Annotated in this window: 18 protein-coding genes and 1 pseudogene; 9 read left to right on the plus strand and 10 right to left on the minus strand. The window is 58.4% G+C overall.

The window, feature by feature from the left end; translation table 11 throughout:
- Window positions 1-17 precede the first annotated feature (17 nt).
- Window positions 18-1919, minus strand: a complete 1902-nt coding sequence (locus tag ACVWXD_RS18740; RefSeq protein WP_032891749.1) for a potassium transporter Kup — start codon at window positions 1917-1919, stop codon at window positions 18-20.
- Between the two features lie 356 nt (window positions 1920-2275).
- On the opposite strand from ACVWXD_RS18740, the gene ACVWXD_RS18745 reads away from it, so the two are divergent.
- From ACVWXD_RS18745 to tsaA, 6 genes are all read left to right on the plus strand, one after another.
- A complete protein-coding gene (locus ACVWXD_RS18745) occupies window positions 2276-2653 on the plus strand; it encodes a c-type cytochrome (protein ID WP_260366674.1) in 378 nt (125 codons plus the stop codon).
- Between the two features lie 195 nt (window positions 2654-2848).
- Window positions 2849-4189, plus strand: coding sequence for a 30S ribosomal protein S12 methylthiotransferase RimO (rimO, locus tag ACVWXD_RS18750; RefSeq protein WP_046384502.1), 1341 nt, complete (start codon window positions 2849-2851; stop codon window positions 4187-4189).
- Window positions 4190-4292: 103 nt separating this feature from the next.
- Window positions 4293-4766, plus strand: a complete 474-nt coding sequence (locus ACVWXD_RS18755) for a GNAT family N-acetyltransferase (RefSeq protein WP_032891753.1) — start codon at window positions 4293-4295, stop codon at window positions 4764-4766.
- 71 nt (window positions 4767-4837) lie between these two features.
- Window positions 4838-5548: an rRNA pseudouridine synthase gene (locus tag ACVWXD_RS18760; RefSeq protein WP_457371244.1), complete on the plus strand. Its 711-nt coding sequence runs from the start codon at window positions 4838-4840 to the stop codon at window positions 5546-5548.
- 67 nt (window positions 5549-5615) lie between these two features.
- Window positions 5616-6077 (plus strand): YehS family protein, encoded by a 462-nt coding sequence (locus ACVWXD_RS18765; protein WP_032891756.1) that lies wholly within the window; start codon window positions 5616-5618, stop codon window positions 6075-6077.
- 3 nt (window positions 6078-6080) lie between these two features.
- Entirely contained in the window at window positions 6081-6776 is a 696-nt protein-coding gene (tsaA, locus tag ACVWXD_RS18770; RefSeq protein ID WP_099601244.1) for a tRNA (N6-threonylcarbamoyladenosine(37)-N6)-methyltransferase TrmO, read from the plus strand.
- Between the two features lie 150 nt (window positions 6777-6926).
- Here tsaA and fpr read toward each other — a convergent pair whose 3' ends face one another.
- Complete coding sequence (fpr, locus tag ACVWXD_RS18775; RefSeq protein ID WP_003189055.1) at window positions 6927-7706, minus strand: ferredoxin-NADP reductase; 780 nt, start codon at window positions 7704-7706, stop codon at window positions 6927-6929.
- Between the two features lie 123 nt (window positions 7707-7829).
- Between fpr and ACVWXD_RS18780 the strand changes: the two genes are divergently transcribed.
- A complete protein-coding gene (locus tag ACVWXD_RS18780; RefSeq protein ID WP_026013711.1) occupies window positions 7830-8756 on the plus strand; it encodes a LysR family transcriptional regulator in 927 nt (308 codons plus the stop codon).
- Between the two features lie 3 nt (window positions 8757-8759).
- On the opposite strand, the pseudogene ACVWXD_RS18785 reads toward ACVWXD_RS18780, so the two are convergent.
- The 3 genes and pseudogenes from ACVWXD_RS18785 to ACVWXD_RS18795 all read right to left on the minus strand — a co-directional run bounded on the left by ACVWXD_RS18785 (window position 8760) and on the right by ACVWXD_RS18795 (window position 10822).
- Window positions 8760-9124: pseudogene (locus ACVWXD_RS18785) on the minus strand (diacylglycerol kinase).
- 75 nt (window positions 9125-9199) lie between these two features.
- A complete protein-coding gene (gene erdR / locus ACVWXD_RS18790; RefSeq protein WP_032891760.1) occupies window positions 9200-9850 on the minus strand; it encodes a response regulator transcription factor ErdR in 651 nt (216 codons plus the stop codon).
- 252 nt (window positions 9851-10102) lie between these two features.
- Entirely contained in the window at window positions 10103-10822 is a 720-nt protein-coding gene (locus ACVWXD_RS18795; RefSeq protein WP_032891762.1) for a tRNA-uridine aminocarboxypropyltransferase, read from the minus strand.
- Window positions 10823-11001: 179 nt separating this feature from the next.
- Between ACVWXD_RS18795 and ACVWXD_RS18800 the strand changes: the two genes are divergently transcribed.
- Both ACVWXD_RS18800 and ACVWXD_RS18805 read left to right on the plus strand, forming a co-directional pair.
- On the plus strand, window positions 11002-11436 hold the full coding sequence (locus tag ACVWXD_RS18800) for a PA3611 family quorum-sensing-regulated virulence factor (protein WP_457371245.1): 435 nt from the start codon (window positions 11002-11004) through the stop codon (window positions 11434-11436).
- Between the two features lie 291 nt (window positions 11437-11727).
- Window positions 11728-12840 carry an LOG family protein gene (locus ACVWXD_RS18805; RefSeq protein WP_181642747.1) on the plus strand — a complete coding sequence of 371 codons (1113 nt, stop codon included), beginning with the start codon at window positions 11728-11730 and terminating at the stop codon, window positions 12838-12840.
- Between the two features lie 210 nt (window positions 12841-13050).
- Here ACVWXD_RS18805 and recX read toward each other — a convergent pair whose 3' ends face one another.
- The 5 genes from recX to ACVWXD_RS18830 all read right to left on the minus strand — a co-directional run bounded on the left by recX (window position 13051) and on the right by ACVWXD_RS18830 (window position 16171).
- Window positions 13051-13518, minus strand: coding sequence for a recombination regulator RecX (gene recX / locus ACVWXD_RS18810; RefSeq protein WP_099601243.1), 468 nt, complete (start codon window positions 13516-13518; stop codon window positions 13051-13053).
- 8 nt (window positions 13519-13526) lie between these two features.
- Entirely contained in the window at window positions 13527-14585 is a 1059-nt protein-coding gene (gene recA / locus ACVWXD_RS18815; RefSeq protein WP_032891767.1) for a recombinase RecA, read from the minus strand.
- 84 nt (window positions 14586-14669) lie between these two features.
- Window positions 14670-15170, minus strand: coding sequence for a CinA family protein (locus tag ACVWXD_RS18820; RefSeq protein WP_032891768.1), 501 nt, complete (start codon window positions 15168-15170; stop codon window positions 14670-14672).
- A gap of 188 nt (window positions 15171-15358) precedes the next feature.
- Window positions 15359-15805, minus strand: a complete 447-nt coding sequence (locus ACVWXD_RS18825; RefSeq protein ID WP_242461382.1) for a hypothetical protein — start codon at window positions 15803-15805, stop codon at window positions 15359-15361.
- 21 nt (window positions 15806-15826) lie between these two features.
- Entirely contained in the window at window positions 15827-16171 is a 345-nt protein-coding gene (locus ACVWXD_RS18830) for a phage holin family protein (protein WP_032891769.1), read from the minus strand.
- Between the last annotated feature and the right edge of the window lie 409 nt (window positions 16172-16580).

Consider the following 16580-nt stretch of genomic DNA (forward strand, 5'->3'; position numbering starts at 1 on the left):
TCCCGTGCAGCAGATACTTACATCTCGACCTGGGTGCCCAGCTCGATCACCCGGTTTACCGGAAGTTTGAAGAAGCGCAGGTTGCCGTTGGCATTCTTCAACATGAATGCAAACAAGGCTTCGCGCCAGCGCGCCATGCCTTCGATTTTCGAGGCAATCACCGTCTCGCGGCTGAGGAAGTAGGTGGTGCGCATTGGGCTGAAATCCAGATCATCCAAGTGGCACAACTTCAGCGCTTCGGGCACATCCGGCTCGTCGGTGAAGCCGAAGTGCAGGATCACGCGGAAGAACCCTTCCCCGTAGGAATCCACCTCGAAACGCCGCGATGCCGGGACGCGCGGGATGTCTTCATAGACCACCGTCAGCAGCACCACTTGCTCGTGCAATACCTGGTTATGCAGCAGGTTGTGCAACAGCGCATGGGGCACGGCATCGGGCCGCGCGGTCAGGAACACCGCCGTGCCCTGAACCCGATGGGGCGGCTGCACGCGAATACTGCTGATAAAGATCGGCAGCGGCAGGCCGCCTTCGTCGAGACGTTCCACCAGTAATTGCTTGCCGCGCTTCCAGGTGGTCATCAACACGAACAGCACGATCCCCGCGATCACCGGGAAGGCGCCGCCCTGGATGATTTTCGGTACGTTGGCCGCGAAATACAGCCCATCCACCAACAGGCAGCAGAGCAGTACCGGCACAGCCAGCACTGGGGGCCATTTCCACAGCAGCAACATCACCGCCGAGACAAGGATGGTGGTCATCAACATGGTGCCCGTCACCGCCACGCCGTAGGCCGAGGCCAGTGCGTTTGAGGACTCGAAGCCCAGCACCAGCAGGATCACGCCGACCATCAGCGACCAGTTCACCGCGCCGATATAGATCTGGCCCTGTTCGGCACTGGAGGTGTGTTGAATGTGCATGCGCGGGATGTAACCCAGTTGGATCGCCTGGCGAGTCAAGGAGAACGCGCCGGAAATCACCGCCTGGGAAGCAATCACCGTCGCCAGGGTCGACAGAACCACCAGCGGGATCAGCGCCCAGCTCGGCGCCAGCAGATAGAACGGGTTGCGCGCGGCTTCAGGATCGCCCAGCAGCATGGCGCCCTGGCCGAAATAGTTGAGCACCAGTGCCGGCAACACCAGGATGAACCAGGCGCGGGCAATGGGCTTGCGGCCGAAATGGCCCATGTCGGCGTACAGCGCTTCGGCGCCAGTCAGTGCCAGCACCACGGCACCCAGGATGGCAACGCCAATGCCTGGATGAGCCTCGAAGAAACGCACGGCCCACATCGGGTTCAATGCCTTGAGCACTTCGGGATGCTGGCTGATGCCATAGATACCCAGTCCGCCCAGCACCAGGAACCAGGTCACCATCACCGGCCCGAACAGCTTGCCGATGCGATCGGTACCGTGTTTCTGGATCAGAAACAGCGCCACCAGCACCACCAACGCAATCGGCACAACCCATTTTTCCAGGCCGTCGAACGCCAGCTCCAGGCCTTCTACTGCTGACAACACCGAAATCGCCGGGGTGATCATGCTGTCACCGTAGAACAGCGCCGCCCCGCACAGGCCACACACGACCAGGAAACTGCGCAGCTTTTTACGTTCCCCCGCTGCCCGACGTGCCAGTGCGGTCAGGGCCATGATGCCGCCTTCGCCCTGGTTGTCGGCGCGCAGCACGAACAGCATGTATTTGATCGAAACGACCCAGATCAGCGACCAGAAGATCAGCGCCAGGATCCCCAAGACACCGTCATGGTTGACCTGAACCCCATACCCCCCGGTGAACACCTCTTTGAGGGTGTAGAGCGGACTGGTCCCGATATCGCCGTAAACCACCCCGACCGCCGCCACCAGCATGCCGATCGGCTTGGTGTTTGAATGCTCGGCACTTGCTGCCTGACTACTCGCGTGACCCATCAACCACTCCTGCCCTTTGACCTGAGGTCTCTTATAAACAACGCGCCTAAGCTGACCCTAGCATGCGCTGTTTTACTTCTCGTAACAGACGTTTTATTGACCCAAGGTTTTTACCCGTGCGCAACGGCGCGAAGCATAGCGCAGCACTCGTCACATTTCCCTGCATAAAGCTGGTCAAGTGAATTGCCCGTGGCTAGCATCGCGCTCTTTTCGATCACAGAGGCCTACAGCACTGGTCCGCTGCCTGGCCGTGCGCGACCGGCCACATACAGAGGTCGGACGTGCCCTGCCCGTCACCAACGCCAGGCCCTGAGCTTGCCCTCGATTCAGATCCAGCTGATACAACAAGGACGTCTATGAGAAGAGTATTTATTGCTTCGCTGGCAGTGTTATCGCTGGCTCAAACATCACTGTCCTTCGCGGATAACCTCAACGGAAAAAATATCTACCTACAGCGATGCGCCATGTGCCACGGAGCAGACATCAAAGGCACGGGACCCTTGGCCAGTAAGAGCAACCCTCCGACACCAAACCTCACCACACCCGCGTTCAAGAAACGACTTAAGGATTATCCGGGCGTAATTGTGTCGTCGATAATACTTCGACCCAATGGAGATCTGATTCCAAAAACCTTGCGAGAGAACGGTGTGAAGCTGCCACCGTTCGCTTGGCGGATTAATGATCTGCGCGATTTGAATCAGTACATGATGGGTGTGATTTCAATGAGTCGGTGAGCTTGAGGTAAGCGTTGGGCACTTATAGAACACGCCGGCCAGCAAAAGAGCACTCGTCGCATTTCCCCGCATAAAGCTGGTCAAGTGCGCTGCCCATCGCTAGAATTGCGCACTTTTTGATCAGAGGCACACCAAGTGCCCGTCCACCGCCTTGTCGTGCCCGACTGGCGGCGTCATTCAATACCGAGGTTAGACATGTCCACCACCATCGCAAAAGCCAACCCTAAGGTTGGCTTTGTTTCCCTGGGTTGCCCGAAGGCTCTGGTCGACTCCGAGCGCATCCTCACGCAACTGCGTATGGAAGGCTATGACGTTGTGTCCACTTACCAGGACGCCGACGTGGTGGTGGTCAACACCTGCGGCTTTATCGACTCGGCCAAGGCAGAGTCCCTGGAAGTGATCGGCGAAGCCATCAAGGAAAACGGCAAGGTCATCGTGACCGGCTGCATGGGTGTGGAAGAAGGCAATATCCGCAACGTGCACCCGAGCGTGCTGGCCGTGACCGGTCCGCAGCAGTACGAGCAGGTGGTCAATGCCGTGCACCAAGTAGTGCCGCCGCGCCAGGATCACAACCCGCTGATCGACCTGGTGCCGCCGCAAGGCATCAAGCTGACCCCGCGCCACTATGCGTACCTGAAGATTTCCGAAGGCTGCAACCACAGCTGCAGCTTCTGCATCATCCCGTCGATGCGGGGCAAGCTGGTCAGCCGCCCGGTCGGTGACGTGCTAGACGAAGCCCAGCGCCTGGTCAAATCCGGCGTGAAAGAGCTGTTGGTGATCTCCCAGGACACCAGCGCCTACGGCGTCGACGTGAAATACCGTACCGGTTTCTGGAACGGCGCGCCGGTGAAAACCCGTATGACCGAACTCTGCGAAGCCCTCAGCAGCCTGGGCGTGTGGGTGCGCCTGCATTACGTTTACCCGTACCCGCACGTAGACGAACTGATCCCGTTGATGGCTGCCGGCAAGATCCTGCCGTACCTGGACATCCCGTTCCAGCACGCCAGCCCGAAAGTCCTGAAGGCGATGAAACGCCCAGCCTTCGAAGACAAGACCCTGGCGCGCATCAAGAACTGGCGCGAGATCTGCCCGGAGCTGATCATCCGCTCCACCTTCATCGTCGGCTTCCCCGGCGAAACCGAAGAAGACTTCCAGTACCTGTTGGACTGGCTGACCGAAGCCCAACTGGATCGCGTCGGCTGCTTCCAGTACTCCCCGGTGGAAGGTGCTCCAGCCAACCTGCTGGACCTGGCCGTGGTGCCAGACGACGTCAAGCAAGACCGTTGGGAGCGTTTCATGGCGCACCAACAGGCGATCAGCTCGGCGCGCCTGCAATTGCGTATCGGCAAGGAAATCGAAGTGCTGATCGACGAAGTCGACGAGCAAGGCGCGGTTGGCCGCTGCTTCTTCGACGCGCCGGAAATCGACGGTAACGTGTTTATCGACGATGCCAGCGGTTTAAAGCCGGGCGACAAGGTCTGGTGCACCGTGACCGACGCCGACGAATACGACCTGTGGGCCGAAAAGCGCGACTAACGCTGTAAAAATTTAAAAAAGCCCTGCTTCTGGACAAGATGCGGGGCTTTTTTACGTCTATCGTTTTGCCCATCAGCACCGATCACAGCAAGGGGCAGCGGGCATGCGTCAGCATTCGATTATCCATACACCTAAAATCAGCGACTACGCGGAGTTGGCGCGGATCTGGGAGGATTCGGTGCGGGCCACTCATGACTTTTTACCCGAGAGTTACATCGTACTGCTCAAGGGGCTGGTGCTGACCCGCTACCTGGACTCGGTGATGCTGATCTGCACCAAAGACTCACGCCAGCGCATCACCGGGTTTGCCGGGGTTGCGGCGGGCAAGGTGGAGATGCTGTTTATCGACCCGCAGCACCGTGGTCAGGGTCTTGGCCGACAGCTGCTGTGGTATGCGATCGAGCACATGAATGCCCAAGCGCTGGACGTCAACGAACAGAACCCACAGGCCCTGGGGTTTTACTTGAAACTCGGGTTCGAGGTGATCGGACGCACGGAGCATGATGGCTTGGGCCAACCTTATCCGTTGCTCCATATGCGTTTGCACCAGCTACAACAGCAGGAGCGTCAGGGCTAAATGAAATGGGGCCGGGATTAACCGCGCCCACACAGGTACAATAGCCGCCCCCTTTTGTTACGGCCCTTGTCATGACTGACCCCATACGCCTCTCCAAACGCCTTATCGAACTGGTCGGTTGCTCCCGTCGGGAGGCTGAGCTGTTTATCGAAGGCGGCTGGGTCTTGGTGGACGGTGAAGTGATCGACGAGCCGCAGTTCAAGGTCACGACCCAGAAAGTCGAACTCGACCCGGACGCCAAGGCGACAGTGCCTGAACCGGTGACCATTCTGCTGCACGCCCCTGCTGGCGTGGATGCCGAGACAGCCATGGCCTCGATCAGCGCCGAAACGCTCTCCGAAGAACACCGTTTCAGCAAGCGCCCGCTCAAAGGTCACTTCCTGCGCCTGACCGCCAGCGCCGACCTGCAAGCCAAGGCCAGCGGCCTGTTGGTGTTTACCCAGGACTGGAAGATTCTGCGCAAGTTGACCGCCGATGCCACCAAGATCGAGCAGGAATACGTGGTAGAGGTCGAGGGCGACATGGTTGCTCACGGCCTCAACCGCCTCAATCACGGTCTTACCTACAAGGGCAAGGAGCTGCCAGCAGTTAAAGCCAGCTGGCAGAACGAAAACCGCCTGCGTTTCGCGATGAAAAACCCGCAGCCAGGCGTGATCGCGCTGTTCTGTGAAGCCGTTGGCCTGAAGGTCGTGGCGATCCGCCGCATCCGTATCGGCGGCGTGTCCATCGGCAAGGTGCCGGTCGGTCAATGGCGTTACTTGTCCGGCAAAGAGAAGTTCTAAGCCGCTCCCCTTTTCTCGACACCGCCTGATGGGCGGTGTCCTCAGTTGAATACCAGGACTGCCCACCATGATTCACAACGACGTACTGCGCAGCGTGCGCTACATGCTCGACATCAGCGACAACAAGATGGTCGAGATCATCAAGCTCGGCGGCATGGACGTAACCAAGGAAGACCTGCTGACCTACCTCAAGAAAGATGAGGAAGAAGGCTTCGTGTTCTGCCCGGATGAGGTAATGGCGTACTTCCTCGATGGCCTGGTGATCTTCAAGCGTGGCAAGGACGAAAGCCGTCCGCCGCAGCCGATCGAAACCCCGGTGACCAACAACATCATCCTGAAAAAGCTGCGTGTAGCCTTCGAACTGAAGGAAGACGATATGCACGCCATCCTCAAGGCTGCCGAGTTTCCGGTGTCCAAGCCGGAGCTGAGCGCGCTGTTCCGCAAGTTCGGCCACACCAACTACCGTACCTGTGGCGACCAGTTGCTGCGCAACTTCCTCAAGGGCCTGACCCTGCGGGTTCGTGCGTAAGCCATGAGCTATCAGGTCTCACCCGTCGGTTTCGTACGCTCCTGCTTCAAGGAGAAGTTCGCCATTCCGCGCCAACCACAACTGGCGCCAGCGGCCCGAGGCGTGCTGGAACTGGTGGCGCCGTTTGACCAGGGTGAGGCAGTGCAGGGCCTGGAGCAGGTCAGCCACGTGTGGCTGTTGTTCCTGTTTCACCAGGCCCTGGAAGACAAACCACGCCTCAAAGTGCGCCCGCCACGCCTGGGCGGCAACACGTCCATGGGCGTGTTTGCCACCCGTGCGACCCATCGGCCCAACGGCATCGGCCAGTCGGTGGTGAAGCTGGACAAAGTGGAACCGGGCCGACTGTGGATTTCCGGGATTGATTTGCTCGATGGCACGCCGGTGTTGGATATCAAGCCGTATGTGCCATATGCCGATAGTGTCGCGGACGCCACCAATGGCATCGCCAGTGATGCGCCGGACCTGATTGGCGTGCAATGGCTGAAGACCGCCCTGCTGCAAGCACAAGACCACGCTCAACGCCTGGGAGAGCCTCTGGTGGAGTTGATTGATCAGTGCTTGGCGCAGGATCCACGGCCGGCGTACCAAAAGCCTGGGCCTGAGCGCGAATATGGCGCGCAGTTCTGGGACGTGGATGTGCGCTGGCACTATCCCGAGGCGGGGATGATTTGTGTGCTGGAAGTACTCCCAGCCAACTGAATAAACCGGAAGCAAAATGTGAGAGGGGGCTTGCCCCCGATAGCGGTGTGTCAGTCAGAGATGTATCAACTGACACTCGCTCATCGGGGGCAAGCCCCCTCCCACATTTGGATCTTCTTTGTTGCTTGGTCAGCACATGGGCTGACGGGATTACTTCTCGACGAACGCACGCTCGATCAAGTAATCACCCGGCTCACGCATGCGCGGAGAAACTTTCAGGCCGAAGCTGTTCAACACTTCGCTGGTTTCATCCAACATGCTCGGGCTGCCGCACAGCATGGCGCGGTCATCCTCGGGGTTGATCGGCGGCAGACCGATGTCGCTGAACAGCTTGCCGCTGCGCATCAGATCGGTCAGGCGGCCTTCGTTTTCGAATGGCTCGCGGGTCACGGTAGGGTAGTAGATCAACTTGTCACGCAGGGCCTCGCCGAAGAATTCGTTCTGCGGCAGGTGCTCGGTGATGAACTCGCGGTAGGCGACTTCGTTGACGTAACGCACGCCGTGGCACAGGATCACTTTTTCGAAACGCTCGTAGGTTTCCGGGTCCTGGATCACGCTCATGAACGGAGCAAGGCCAGTACCGGTGCTGAGCAGGTACAGGTGTTTGCCTGGCTTCAAATCGTCAAGCACCAAGGTACCTGTCGGTTTTTTGCTGATGATGATCTCGTCGCCTTCCTTCAAGTGCTGCAATTGGGAAGTCAGCGGGCCATCCGGCACCTTGATGCTGAAGAACTCCAGATGCTCTTCCCAGTTCGGGCTGGCGATGGAGTAAGCGCGCATGAGCGGGCGGCCGTTGGGCTGTTGCAGGCCGATCATCACGAACTGACCGTTCTCGAAGCGCAGGCCCGGATCGCGGGTGCACTTGAAGCTGAACAGAGTGTCGTTCCAGTGATGAACACTGAGGACACGCTCGTGGTTCATGTTGCTCATGTACGGGTAACTCCTGGAAATGGGTCTGCGCCAAATGTAGCTGCGCAATTGCACAGCATTCTAATGGCGGCGACAATATCTGTTAACTGGATTATTAAGATAAGGGTTATCGGTTATATAGATATGCGATTTACTCTCCGTCAACTGCAAGTCTTCGTCGCCGTCGCCCAGCAGGAAAGCGTCTCGCGCGCTGCTGGCCTTCTGGCCTTATCTCAATCGGCAGCCAGCACCTCGATTACGGAGCTGGAGCGTCAATCCAGCTGCCAATTATTCGACCGCGCCGGTAAACGCCTGAGCCTCAACGCCCTGGGCCATCAGCTTCTGCCCCAGGCAGTAGCGCTGCTGGACCAAGCCAAGGAGATCGAAGACCTGCTCAACGGCAAGTCCGGCTTCGGCTCTCTGGCCGTCGGCGCGACCCTGACCATCGGTAATTACCTGGCCACCCTGCTGATCGGCAGCTTCATGCAGCAGCACCCCGAGAGCCAGGTAAAGCTGCATGTGCAGAACACTGCCAATATCGTGCATCAGGTTGCGCACTACGAAATTGACCTGGGTCTAATCGAAGGCGACTGCAGCCACCCCGATATCGAGGTGCAAACCTGGGTGGAGGATGAGCTGGTGGTGTTTTGTGCGCCTCAGCATCACCTAGCCAAGCGCGGAGTGGCCACCATGGAGGAGCTGACCCACGAGGCGTGGATTCTGCGCGAACAGGGCTCAGGCACACGCCTGACCTTCGACCAGGCCATGCGTCATCACCGCAGCGCGCTGAACATCCGCTTGGAGCTTGAGCACACCGAGGCAATCAAGCGCGCCGTGGAGTCGGGATTGGGAATTGGCTGCATCTCGCGCTTGGCACTGCGCGACGCGTTCCGCCGTGGCAGCCTGGTGCCGGTTGAAACCCCTGACCTGGACCTTGCGCGGCAGTTTTACTTCATCTGGCATAAACAAAAATACCAGACCTCGGCGATGCGCGAGTTTCTGGAGCTGTGCCGCGCATTCACCGCTGGGGTTCAGCGCAGCGACGAGATCGTGCTGCCGAACATCGCTTGATCGTTAGATCAGGATCACGGCCCACACCAGGGTAATCATGGTCAGTGCCACAAATTGCGCGGCGCGCTGCCCATGTCCTTGGCGTTTTTCGACAGTGGATGGCGGTCCAGGGAAATGCGGTCGATGGCTGCTTCTACGGCCGAGTTGAGCAATTCGACGATCAAGGCCAGCAGGCACACTGCAATCAGCAGCGCCCGTTCGACACGACTGACGTTCAGGAAAAAGCTTAGCGGGACAAGGATGACATTCAGCAACACCAACTGCCGGAACGCGGCCTCGCCAGTGAACGCTGCGCGCAGGCCATCCAGGGAATATCCCCCAGCATTGAAGATACGTTTGATACCGGTTTGACCCTTGAAAGGCGACATAGACGTAGGCAACTGAACCAAAGAAGTGGGGAAACTAGATCACGCAAAGTCAAAAAAGCGTGAATCGATAACAGCTCAATGCTGCGAAATTGACTCAAGTTGTTGCAAGAGCAGCGCCGCCTGGGTCCGCGTGCGCACCCCTAGCTTCCGGAAGATCGCGGTCACATGGGCCTTGATGGTCGCTTCCGACACGCTCAGCTCATAGGCAATCTGCTTGTTCAACAGGCCTTCACAGACCATGGTCAACACTCGGAACTGCTGGGGCGTAAGACTCGCCAAGCCATCACGGGCGGCCTTGGCTTCGTCAGACACGTTAATTTCTTCAAACGCTTGCGGCGGCCAGGACACATCACCGTCCAGCACCTTACGTACGGCGCTCTGGATATCTTCCATGGCGCTGGACTTGGGGATAAAGCCACTGGCGCCAAACTCCTTGGAGCGAACCACCACGTCAGCGTCTTCCTGCGCCGAGACCATCACCACGGGAATTTGCGGGTATTGCCCACGCAGCAGCACCAGCCCCGAGAAACCGTAGGCGCCAGGCATGTTCAGGTCGAGCAGCACCAAGTCCCAGTCGGATTTTTCGGTGAGGCGGACTTCCAGTTCGGCAATGCTGGCCACTTCAACCAGACGCACATCCGGGCCAAGGCCCAGCGTTACGGCCTGATGCAGCGCACTGCGAAACAGCGGGTGGTCATCGGCTATCAGGATTTCGTATGTGGCCATTGATTAAATGATCCTGTTTTTTATGGCTGCCTTGATGGGTTCAAGGTTCGCCAGTACACAAGGCAACGGCCAGGCAGCCATCGCCACAGGGCACGTTCAACGTCAAAAGCACGTGATACGACGTCGAAAATTCACGGTTGCGCCCCAATCGGCGCCCAGCATGCCCAGCGTAGCCTAGGGGGTCAAGCACTACGCCCGAGGGCATTTTAGCGGGGTGCAGGCTTACAGTGCCATCATGCCAACGTCGCCTGGCTATACCGCGGGTATATAGGGCGCAAGACGGGTATGGACGGCATCGGTCGCATCCAGAGGCATCTGGAACTTGGCGGCCAAGTAATGGGTGCTGAACACATCGAGGTAGGCATCCAGCACTTCGCTGGCAACCCCATCGCCAGCCAACTCCAGGCAGAGCGCTGCGACTTCGGCGGTACAGAAATGATCATCACGTTTGGAGCGGCGCAGTTTGTAGCGTGAGAGCTGCTCGGGCGCCAGGCTCAGAACGGGTAAGTGCTCCAGATACGGGCTTTTGCGGAACATCTTGCGCGCCTCACTCCAGGTGCCATCGAGCAGGATGAACAATGGGCGCTTGCCCTGCGTCACGATGACTTCGTTGACCACCCGTTCCGGCGCCACAAATTCGCCGGGAAATACGATATACGGCTGCCATTGCGGGTCAGCGAGCAGGGTGAGCAAATCCGGCTCGACTTCGGTGCGAGCCCAAGCGAAGGCAGTGGTGTCGTCAATGACGTCGGCGATCAGCCAGCCGGTGTTGCTGGGTTTCATCGGTTCAACATCGTGCATCAGCAGGCACATCGCGGACCGGGCCTCGACTTTCGGGCGCCAGGCACAGAGACAGTACTCGGGAATCACCCGACAGCCGGGGCAGCGTTCGGCACGGGAGCCTCGGTTGACGAAGGGCTTAATGGCGCGCGCCAGACGCTGGGTACGCAGACGGGAAACGGCATGGCTCATCGGATGCGCCGCAGGAACGGGTAAATCGACACGGATAGAACTCGTGAAAGGCTGAGATGGCCGCAGTTTACCAGCGATACGCCTGGCTGTAGTGGCAAGGGGTCACCTATAATTGCGCGCCACTGAACGCACAGCGCAGTGGCTGGTCTATGCACCAGTAACCGAATCAGGAGAGTTTCATGCTGCGTTCCATGCTGCGCCTTGTCGTCCCATCCATCGCACTTGCGCTGGTATTGCCTGTGGGCGCACATGCGGCCTCGCTGCTGGAGGCCCAGATGAACAGGAAACTGCAAAGCGTCGCGGCAGAAAGCAACAAGGATCTGCCCCGGGAAATCGATGAAAAAACCCTGGAAGTGGCCTACACCGTTGAAGGCATGCAGTTGATCGATCACCTGAGCGTCATGTCCGACCGTGCCGAGCAAATGCGCGCCAACCCCAAGGCTGTGTATTTCCAACTGGGGCAAAGCGTGTGCCTGAACAAAGGCTACCGCGAGCTGATGGCCAAAGGCGCCGTGATGCGCTATGAAATCACCGAGAACAAAACCAACCACCCTGTGGCTTCGGTAAAGTTCGTGGAAACGGATTGCCCGGCTCCGGCGAAGAAGAAGAAGTAATTCAACCTGACCTTCGCGCGCTGCTATTCAGTGGCGCGCACTCCCCCGCTGCAACGCCCCTCAGACGGCTAGACTCACTGTTGAGCAACCAATAAGCGGTTGCCAGCCAAGGGTTTTTCGGCCCATGATCAAGCCATCCCGACCGCTCGCTCACAGCATTTCTGATGCTGTTCTGTAACATTTTCAGGGCAAAAGAAGGTTGCCCCCTGCGGCAAGCAGCGACACATGCAGTGTCGTAGCCTCCGGCGAACATCTCGTCGGTTACCCGGCCCTGCAAGAAGGAGAAGTTGAATGCCTTACGAACCGAATGACAGCCTGCTCCAGCATTTTGAAAAAAATGGGGCCGACCTCACGCAGCAGGTCGAAGCCCAACTCCAACTGATCGCCCCCGACAGCCCGAATATCCCTCTGTATCGCGACATGATCCTCACCGTGCTGCGCATGGCACAGGATGACCGCAATCGCTGGAATGCCAAGATCACCTTGCAAGCCATACGTGAACTGGACAACGCCTTCCGTGTGCTCGAACAGTTCAAGGGCCGACGCAAGGTCACCGTATTTGGCTCGGCACGTACCCCTGTGGAAAGCCCCCTGTATGCATTAGCCCGGGAAGTAGGCGCAGCACTGGCGCGCTCGGACTTGATGGTGATTACCGGTGGAGGTGGCGGCATCATGGCCGCGGCACACGAAGGCGCCGGCCTGGAGCACAGCCTGGGGTTCAATATCACCTTACCGTTCGAACAGCACGCCAACCCGACCATTGATGGGACCGAGAACCTGTTGTCCTTTCACTTCTTTTTTACCCGCAAACTGTTCTTCGTCAAGGAAGCCGATGGACTGGTGCTATGCCCAGGCGGCTTCGGCACCCTCGATGAAGCACTGGAAGTGCTGACACTGATCCAGACCGGCAAGAGCCCACTGGTACCGGTGGTGTTACTGGATGCACCCGGTGGAGGATTTTGGCAAGGCGCCCTGGATTTTATCCGCAGCCAGTTGGAAGCCAATCGCTATATCTTGCCTACCGACCTCAAGCTGGTGCGGCTGGTGTACAGCGCTGAAGAAGCAGTGGAGGAGATCAATCAGTTTTATGCCAATTTCCATTCCACGCGCTGGTTAAAGCGCGAGTTTGTGGTGCGTATGAATCACCCGCTCAGTGATCGGGCGCTGGCCCACTTGCAAAGTGAGTTTGCCAGCCTGCGGCTAAGCGGCGAGTTTCAGCAACTCGCGTATACCGGTGAGGAGCATGATGAAGCGAGGTTCAGCCATTTGACGCGACTGGTGTTCAACTTTAATGGACGAGACCAAGGCAGACTGCGGGAGTTGGTGGATTACATCAATTTGCCGGAGAACTGGGCGCAGGCTCAGGGGAAGACGCAGCAGCGAGTGGCGCCAGAGCCGGCTTGATTTTTTAGAGCAAAAAAAGGCCCACTATTTTCATAGTGAGCCTTTTTTGGTGGTGTTTCAGTGGAAATGGGAGGCGAGCGATTGCGGTGATTGGGGCTGATGCGCAGCCCAACGCAGGGCAAGCCCGCTCACCACAACATGCTTGCTCTACACAAAAAACCTGCTCACCAATACAAACCCGCAAAAATGACAAGCACGCTCAATACAGTTTCAGTCGTCCATATCTCGGCCGCTGAACAAACGGTTGATCATTTCCATCGAAAACCCGCGGTAACTCAAGAAGCGGCCTTGCTTCGCACGCTCCCGGGCATCAATAGGCAGATGGCCGGAGAACTTGCGACGCCAAGTATCTTCCAACTGCGACTGCCAACTAATCCCGCACTCACGCAACGCAAGGTCGATATCGGCACGCTGCAGGCCACGCTGGCTCAGCTCTTCGCGAATACGCGCAGGGCCATAGCCGGAACGGGCTCGGTAGGAGACAAAACTTTCGAGGTAACGGGATTCCGACAGCAGCCCTTCTTCCGTCAAACGGTCAAGGGCCGTGTCGATCATCTCAGGGTTTGCGCCGCGCTGACGCAGTTTGCGCGTCAGCTCGACTCGACCATGCTCGCGTCGAGCGAGCAGGTCCATAGCAGTGCGCCGAACGGCGACGAGTGTATCCAGCACAACAGTCATCGTTTACTTCAGACGTCAGTGTCGGCTTCTTCCACTTCTGCAACCGGCTCGCGGTTGGCAGCAGCTTTCACGTCGGGAGCTGCAGTCAGCAACTTGTCGCGGATCTGCTTCTCAAGTGTGGCGGCGATATCCGGGTTATCTGCCAGGAACTTGGCCGAGTTAGCCTTGCCTTGACCAATCTTGCTGCCGTTGTAGGCATACCATGCACCGGACTTCTCGACGAAACCGTGCAGCACGCCCAGGTCGATCATTTCGCCGTTCAGGTAAATACCCTTACCGTACAAAATCTGGAATTCAGCCTGACGGAAAGGCGGGGCCACTTTGTTCTTAACGACTTTAACGCGGGTTTCGCTACCGACAACCTCGTCGCCTTCCTTCACCGCACCAGTACGGCGGATGTCCAGACGGACCGAAGCGTAGAACTTCAACGCGTTACCACCGGTGGTGGTTTCCGGGCTACCGAACATCACGCCGATCTTCATACGGATCTGGTTGATGAAGATCACCAGGCAGTTGGCGTTCTTGATGTTACCGGTGATTTTACGCAGCGCCTGGGACATCAGACGGGCTTGCAGGCCGACGTGCATGTCACCCATTTCGCCTTCGATTTCAGCCTTGGGTACCAAGGCAGCCACGGAGTCGACCACAATCACGTCGATGGCATTGGAGCGCACCAGCATGTCGGTGATTTCCAGGGCTTGCTCACCGGTGTCCGGCTGGGATACCAGCAGGTCATCAACATTGACACCCAACTTGCCGGCGTATTCAGGGTCCAGGGCGTGCTCGGCGTCGACGAACGCGCAGGTGGCGCCCATTTTTTGCGCTTGAGCAATCACCGACAGGGTCAGGGTAGTTTTACCGGAAGATTCAGGACCGTAGATTTCAACGATACGGCCTTTTGGCAGGCCGCCAATGCCGAGTGCGATGTCCAGACCCAGAGAGCCAGTGGAGATAGCCGGGATCGCCTGACGGTCGTGATCGCCCATACGCATTACGGCACCCTTGCCGAATTGACGTTCGATCTGACCCAGGGCCGCAGCCAAGGCTTTCTTCTTGTTGTCGTCCATTAAAGTCCTCACGTAATCAATAAGGCCGGGGCGGCCAACACCTGTATAAGTAGACAGTATTGTTCCACAAAGATTGGAGATCGCCTACCCCTGATTTTCTATTTCTGCTGCAGCTCGTCGCAACAAGCCCTCAAGCGCGGCCTTTACCGTTTGTCGGCGGACCTCATCGCGGTTGCCCGGGAAGTGCGCGAGCTCGGCCGTGACCTCATCACCCACACCAAAGGCCAGCCAGACAGTGCCTACCGGTTTGTCCGGCGAACCGCCGTCAGGCCCCGCCACGCCGCTGACTGCCACAGCGAATCGCGACAGGCTTTTTTCCTGCGCACCGCGCACCATGGCCTCCACCACTTCCTGGCTGACGGCGCCCACTTTCGGAAACAATGTTTCCGGCACATTCAACTGCCGGGTCTTCTGACGATTAGAGTAAGTGACGTATCCGGCCTCGAACCACGCCGAACTCCCGGGGATCCGCGTAATAGCTTCCGCAATCCCGCCACCGGTGCAGGACTCCGCCGTGGTGACGTGAGCATTGAGCACCTGTAAACGGCGACCCAGTTCGGCGGCCAATTGAGTGATTTCCTTCACGGTCGTCTCCAGAAGTTAGCGGGCATTGGCCTACCCTACAGGAGCAAATACCCCGTGCAAGCGACAGACTGAATCGAGAGACTAGCGGGCGACGGCGCGCATACTTGAAACGGGCAAAGAAATGCCTGCTCCAAGGCGGGCTCCCGGCACGATTTGAGCGGGTTGGGGCAGCGTGATCACCATCAGTTTCATCCTGAAAAAGACGCGATGTCGACACCAGGGCCGAGGTAGAGGGTTTGAGTGAAGGATACGGTCCAACTGATGTAGTCCGTTTCGGCACCACTGAGTGGGGACGGCGCGGCGACGATCGACGTAGGCAAGTCGCACTGATCAGGCGCAAAGCCCCAGCGGTTATCCAAGGCCAGATCCATCAGTTGGCTGGCCAAATCACAGGCGTCAAAGGGCGACGACACGCTCGCAACCGTGGCCCTGAGTGAGACCGACAAGGCCTGTGCCTTGCGCCCCTCAAGAGAACGCTCACCGGGGCCATTACGTTCCACGCTGATCAACACGCGCGCCCTATTCTCGGCATCGGTCAAGGTATGGCGATTGCCTACACGCAACCGTGGAAAGGCGCCCTTCAGCGCGTCCCCGATCGCCACAGGCAGTTGAGGCGTATTTTTGAGAAGTGTCATTACATTGCGTCCTTGCAACAGTTAATGCTGATCAGGCCCAGAGGGCGGCACTTCGTTGACCCCGATGCGCTTTGCCGCCCAACGTTCATAAAGCCCGATTGCCACGTCAGCCCCCGCCATGGCGGTAAGGCAACCAATGGCGCCGGCGGTCCAGATCGACATGCCGGCGGCGTAGCACAGCATCAGTGCCGAAACCCCGCAGACCATGCACGCGCCGGACCGCAGCGCCAGGCGCCGCATCAGGGACCAACCGCGGGCGCCCTCCTTATCGGCACGCCACATTTCGCCGGATACACCTCCGATCAGGGCCAGTACGATCACCAGCCAGATAGGCATTTCCGCCAACACTTGCAGCTCGTTTGTCATTTCACGCCTCCTGGCTGATCAATGCCGGCAACGTGCCGGCGTTCGGGTAACTCCATGTGTCGGTAGGCATTCCAAAAAGCCCGATTGCCCAGGCTTTTCAGTAATAACCTCCTCAACCCTTCGCCGCTGCTTGCGCGGTACGGATTTTTCCTCGATGTTTTTCCGACCATGATCCATGTCTGCGGGAGAACTGCTTCGGGCTTTACGCTGCACACCCGGACCAGTTGCCAACTCTCTGAACCGTTAAGGCCGGCCTATCTCTGCTTGTCTTGTTGAAGCGATGTCACTAAAAAGCGTCGGCGTCCTTGCCGGTGTTGCCTGGCATCCCTGCCATCGCTTTTGTGGCGTCCTTGCCAATATTGCATGCCGTCCTTGTCTTCCTCAGCAGCATCCTTGCCGCCTCCACCAG

Source organism: Pseudomonas sp. TE3911 (assembly GCF_054062775.1).

What these genes read in the sequence shown, in the direction of transcription:
- ACVWXD_RS18740 (WP_032891749.1), bottom strand. Translation starts at nt 1,919, where the DNA reads ATGGGTCACGCGAGTAGTCAGGCAGCAAGTGCCGAGCATTCAAACACC.
- ACVWXD_RS18745 (WP_260366674.1), top strand. Translation starts at nt 2,276, where the DNA reads ATGAGAAGAGTATTTATTGCTTCGCTGGCAGTGTTATCGCTGGCTCAA.
- rimO (WP_046384502.1), top strand. Translation starts at nt 2,849, where the DNA reads ATGTCCACCACCATCGCAAAAGCCAACCCTAAGGTTGGCTTTGTTTCC.
- ACVWXD_RS18755 (WP_032891753.1), top strand. Translation starts at nt 4,293, where the DNA reads ATGCGTCAGCATTCGATTATCCATACACCTAAAATCAGCGACTACGCG.
- ACVWXD_RS18760 (WP_457371244.1), top strand. Translation starts at nt 4,838, where the DNA reads ATGACTGACCCCATACGCCTCTCCAAACGCCTTATCGAACTGGTCGGT.
- ACVWXD_RS18765 (WP_032891756.1), top strand. Translation starts at nt 5,616, where the DNA reads ATGATTCACAACGACGTACTGCGCAGCGTGCGCTACATGCTCGACATC.
- tsaA (WP_099601244.1), top strand. Translation starts at nt 6,081, where the DNA reads ATGAGCTATCAGGTCTCACCCGTCGGTTTCGTACGCTCCTGCTTCAAG.
- fpr (WP_003189055.1), bottom strand. Translation starts at nt 7,706, where the DNA reads ATGAGCAACATGAACCACGAGCGTGTCCTCAGTGTTCATCACTGGAAC.
- ACVWXD_RS18780 (WP_026013711.1), top strand. Translation starts at nt 7,830, where the DNA reads ATGCGATTTACTCTCCGTCAACTGCAAGTCTTCGTCGCCGTCGCCCAG.
- erdR (WP_032891760.1), bottom strand. Translation starts at nt 9,850, where the DNA reads ATGGCCACATACGAAATCCTGATAGCCGATGACCACCCGCTGTTTCGC.
- ACVWXD_RS18795 (WP_032891762.1), bottom strand. Translation starts at nt 10,822, where the DNA reads ATGAGCCATGCCGTTTCCCGTCTGCGTACCCAGCGTCTGGCGCGCGCC.
- ACVWXD_RS18800 (WP_457371245.1), top strand. Translation starts at nt 11,002, where the DNA reads ATGCTGCGTTCCATGCTGCGCCTTGTCGTCCCATCCATCGCACTTGCG.
- ACVWXD_RS18805 (WP_181642747.1), top strand. Translation starts at nt 11,728, where the DNA reads ATGCCTTACGAACCGAATGACAGCCTGCTCCAGCATTTTGAAAAAAAT.
- recX (WP_099601243.1), bottom strand. Translation starts at nt 13,518, where the DNA reads ATGACTGTTGTGCTGGATACACTCGTCGCCGTTCGGCGCACTGCTATG.
- recA (WP_032891767.1), bottom strand. Translation starts at nt 14,585, where the DNA reads ATGGACGACAACAAGAAGAAAGCCTTGGCTGCGGCCCTGGGTCAGATC.
- ACVWXD_RS18825 (WP_242461382.1), bottom strand. Translation starts at nt 15,805, where the DNA reads ATGACACTTCTCAAAAATACGCCTCAACTGCCTGTGGCGATCGGGGAC.
- ACVWXD_RS18830 (WP_032891769.1), bottom strand. Translation starts at nt 16,171, where the DNA reads ATGACAAACGAGCTGCAAGTGTTGGCGGAAATGCCTATCTGGCTGGTG.